Below are 4352 nucleotides of genomic sequence, written 5' to 3'. Positions count from 1 at the left end.
TCACCTGGGTGCTGATCGCCGTGTTCGGCAGCTTTGCGGCCTGGAACGGCTGGAATTACTGGCAGCGCACCCAGGCCACCAAGGCCGCTGCGCTGTACGACGAGATCGACCGCGCCGCCGCGGCGCGGGACGCTGACAAGATGGCCCGTGCCCTGGCCGAGATGCAGGACCGTTTTGGCAGCAGCACCTTCGCTGCCCAGGGTTCCCTGCTCGCCGGCAAGACACTGTTCGAGGCTGGCAAGCCCGATGCCGCGCGTGCCGCTCTGGGCTGGGTGAGCGAGAAGCCGTCGGACGAGGCCTACCAGGCCATTGCCCGCCTGCGCCTGGCGGCGCTGGATGTCGAGGCCAAGGCCTACGACCAGGCCCTCAAGACGCTCGAAGCGCCCATGCCCAAGGCCTTTGCTGCGCTGGCCGCCGACCGCCGCGGCGATGTGTTCCTGGCGCAAGGCAAAACCACTGAAGCGCGCCAGCAGTACGAAGCCGCCTGGCGCGGCTTCGGGCAGCGGGCCGAGTACCGCAACCTGGTCGAGGTAAAGCTGGCGTCGCTCGGCGTCGATGCCGCCAGCCTGACACCTTCCACGGAGGTCGCCCGTTGAAGCCCGCCGCCCACCGCATGCCGCGCCTGTGGCTGGCCGCGCTGGCCCTGGCGGCGCTGGTCGCCTGTTCGTCCAGTCCCGACAAGCCGCGTCCTGTCGATCTGGGGCCCGCGGCCACCGTCGTCGGCACCCAGCTGGTGTGGTCTGCACAGGTCGGTGCGAATCCCGGCGCGGTCGCGCCACGGGCCACCGCAGATCGCGTGTTCGTGGCCGGTGCGGGCAACAGCATCGTGGCGCTGGCCGCCGAGTCGGGCAAGGAACTCTGGCGCCTGGCGCTGGGCTCGCCGGTCATGACCGGTATCGGGACCGATGGCGACACCGTGGCCGTGGTGACCCAGAACAACGACCTGGTGGCCATGGCCGCCGGGCAGCCACTCTGGCGCGTGCGCCTGGGTGCCAGCGCGCAAACGGCCCCGCTGGTCGCCGGGCGCCGGGTCTTCGTGCTCGCGGCCGACCGCAGCGTGTCGGCGTTTGACGGACAGAGCGGCAAGCGCCTGTGGACGCAGACCCGCACCGGCGAGCCGCTGGTGCTGAACCAGCCCGGCGCGCTGCTGGCGGTGGGTGATACCCTGGTCGCGGGTCTCGGTGGCCGTCTGGTCGGCCTGAACCCGCTCAACGGTTCGGTGCGCTGGGAAGCCCCGATCGCCAACGCCCGTGGCACCAACGAGGTGGAACGCCTGGTGGACATCGTGGGCCCGGTCAGCCGCGTGGGCAACAGCGTTTGTGCACGCGCCTACGCCAGCGCGGTTGGCTGTGTCGATGCCAGCAACGGTCGCATCACCTGGAGCAAGTCCGCCTTGGGTGCGCAGGGCCTGGGCGGTGATGACCGCCTGGTGTTCGGCAGCGAGTCCGACAGCCGCGTGCAGGCCTGGCAGCGCAGCAACGGTGACGCCGCCTGGAGCGTGGACCGTCTCAAGCACCGAGGCTTGACAGCGCCGGTGGCGTTGGGGCGCGTGGTGGCCCTGGGCGACGCCACGGGGTTGGTGCACCTGATCTCCCGCGAGGACGGGGCAGAGATGGCCCGCCTGAGCACCGATGGCTCAGCCATCGTGGGCGCCCCCCTGCTGGTGGGGCCGTCGCTGGTGGTGCAGACACGCAACGGCGGTGTCTTCGCCTGGCGTCCGCAATAGTGGCGTGGACCCATCGGGGGTCCCGCATTTGAAAGGTTCTGTTTCGTGAAACCCGTCATCGCCCTGGTGGGCCGTCCCAATGTGGGCAAGTCCACCCTGTTCAACCGCCTGACGAGTTCTCGCGACGCCATCGTGGCCGACTTTGCCGGCCTCACTCGTGACCGCCATTACGGCAACGGCCACCTGGGTCGTCGCGAGTTCATCGTCATCGACACCGGTGGCTTCGAGCCCACGGCCGAATCCGGCATCTACAAAGAAATGGCCAAGCAGACGCGGCAGGCGGTGGCCGAGGCAGATGTGGTCATCTTCGTGGTGGACGCGCGCGGCGGTCTGAGCGCGCAGGACCACGACATTGCGCAATACCTGCGCCGCCTGGGCAAGCCCACGCTCCTGGTGGCCAACAAGGCCGAAGGCATGAAGGAAGGCGCCCAACTGGTCGAGTTCTACGAGCTGGGCCTGGGGGACGTGATGCCGGTGTCCGGCGCCCACGGTCAGGGTGTGCGCACCATGCTCGAATCCGCCCTCGACGCCATTCCCGGCCTGCCGGAAGAAGACGAAGAACCGGCTGAAGAAGACACCGGCGTCATCCGCCTCGCGGTGGCCGGACGGCCGAACGTGGGCAAATCGACGCTGATCAACTGCTGGCTGGGCGAGGAACGCCTGGTGGCGTTCGACATGCCCGGCACCACGCGCGACGCGATTTCGGTGCCGTTCGAGAAGGATGGCCAGAAATTCGAATTGATCGACACCGCTGGTCTGCGCCGCAAGGGCAAGGTGTTCGAGGCGATCGAAAAGTTCTCGGTGGTCAAAACGCTGCAGGCCATCGAGGGTGCCCACGTGGTCCTGTTGCTGCTGGACGCGACGCAGGGCGTCACAGACCAGGATGCCCACATCGCTGGCTACATCCTCGAAAGCGGGCGCGGCGTGGTGATCGCGATCAACAAATGGGATGCGGTGGACGAATACCAGCGCCAGCAGATCGAGCGCCAGATCGAGAACCGCCTATCGTTCCTGAAGTTCGCCTCGCTGCACCTGATCTCCGCCAAGAAGCGCCAGGGTCTGGGGCCGGTCTGGAAATCGATCAAGCAGGCGCGTGCGTCGGCCATGCGCAAGATGACCACCCCGGTGCTGACGCGCTTGCTGCAGGAGGCGGTGGCCTTCCAGTCGCCGCCCAGGAGCGGCATGTTCCGCCCCAAGATGCGCTACGCCCACCAGGGCGGCATGAATCCGCCGGTGATCGTGATCCACGGCAATTCGCTGGAGCATGTGCCGGAGGTCTACCGCCGCTTTCTGGAGGGGCGGTTCCGCAAGGCCTTCGATCTGGTGGGCACGCCGCTGCGCATCGAGTTCAAGACCTCGGCCAACCCCTTCAAAGACGCGGAATGAGCGTTGCGGCCCGGCCGGTTGGGCAGGGCTGTGGTATGGTTCACGCCCTAACAACTTCTTTTGAACACGGAGCATATCGTGAGCAATAACAAAGGCCAGCTCTTGCAAGACCCTTTCCTGAACCAGCTGCGTCGCGAGCACGTCCCCGTGTCGATCTACCTGGTCAATGGCATCAAGCTGCAGGGTCAAATCGAGTCATTTGACCAGTACGTCGTGTTGCTGCGCAACACGGTCACGCAGATGGTCTACAAGCACGCCATCTCCACCATCGTCCCGGGTCGCCCGGTGCAGTTCTCTGCCAACGCGGCAGACGAATCTGCCGCGTCTTGACCTGGCGCACACTGCCCGCCGTGCTCGGCACGGCCGCGGCGCGGGTTGAGTTGAATTGAACCCGTCCGCCTCCCCGAAAGCCTCCGTCCCGTCCGTCATCCTGGTCGGGGTGGACTTCGGTCTCCCGCATTTCGACACCGAACTCGAAGAGCTGGGCCTGTTGGCGCAGACCGCCGGTTTCGCGGTGGCCGACCGCGTCACCTGCAAGCGGCGGGCGCCGGATCCGGCCTTGTTCGTCGGCTCGGGCAAGGCGGACGAGATCAAGATGCTGGCCCAGTCCACCGGCGCCAGCGAAGTGTTGTTCGACCAAGCCTTGAGTCCGGCCCAGCAGCGCAACCTCGAGCGTGCTTTGGGCTTGCCGGTCAACGACCGCACCTTGCTCATCCTGCAGATCTTTGCGCAGCGTGCCCGCAGCCACGAGGGTAAGCTGCAGTTGGAGCTCGCGCGCCTGCAATACCTGTCCACCCGTCTGGTGCGCCGCTGGACCCACCTGGAGCGACAAAGCGGCGGCATCGGCATGCGCGGAGGCCCGGGCGAGACCCAGATCGAGCTCGATCGGCGAATGATCAACGACGCCGTCAAGCGCACCAAAGAGCGGCTGGAAAAAGTCAAGAAACAGCGTGCGACCCAGCGCCGTCAGCGCGACCGGCGCGATGCGTTCACCATCTAGCTGGTGGGCTACACCAACGCGGGCAAGTCCTCGCTGTTCAATGCCTTGGTCAAAGCGCGTGCCTACGCGGCCGACCAGCTGTTTGCCACGCTGGACACCACCACGCGGCAGCTGTACCTGGGCGAGGCGGGGCGTTCGGTCTCGCTGTCCGACACCGTGGGTTTTATTCGCGACCTGCCGCACGGCTTGGTCGACGCCTTTGCGGCAACCTTGCAGGAAGCGGCCGATGCCGACCTGCTC

At 67.0% G+C, this 4352-nt stretch carries 4 protein-coding genes and 1 pseudogene; all 5 read left to right on the top strand.

All coding sequences use genetic code 11. From position 1 onward, the window contains the following. Nucleotides 1–596, top strand: a 596-nt coding sequence (locus tag ACR2JA_RS08060; protein WP_434008578.1) for a tetratricopeptide repeat protein, incomplete at its 5' end; no start/stop codon positions are given. Continuing rightward, nucleotides 593–1726, top strand: coding sequence for an outer membrane protein assembly factor BamB (gene bamB / locus ACR2JA_RS08055; protein WP_434008577.1), 1134 nt, complete (start codon nt 593–595; stop codon nt 1724–1726). The genes ACR2JA_RS08060 and bamB, both read left to right, overlap by 4 nt. 45 nt (nt 1727–1771) lie before the next feature. Then, complete coding sequence (gene der / locus ACR2JA_RS08050) at nt 1772–3112, top strand: ribosome biogenesis GTPase Der (protein WP_434008576.1); 1341 nt, start codon at nt 1772–1774, stop codon at nt 3110–3112. 60 nt (nt 3113–3172) lie between these two features. Then, on the top strand, nt 3173–3442 hold the full coding sequence (gene hfq / locus ACR2JA_RS08045) for an RNA chaperone Hfq (RefSeq protein ID WP_310566758.1): 270 nt from the start codon (nt 3173–3175) through the stop codon (nt 3440–3442). A 55-nt stretch (nt 3443–3497) separates the two neighbouring features. After that, nucleotides 3498–4352: pseudogene (hflX, locus tag ACR2JA_RS08040) on the top strand (GTPase HflX); the annotation flags it as partial.

The sequence above is a fragment of the Hydrogenophaga sp. genome, assembly GCF_051007235.1.
In the GTDB taxonomy this organism is placed as follows: Bacteria; Pseudomonadota; Gammaproteobacteria; order Burkholderiales; family Burkholderiaceae_C; genus Hydrogenophaga.
This window is presented reverse-complemented; position numbering and strand designations above follow the sequence as displayed.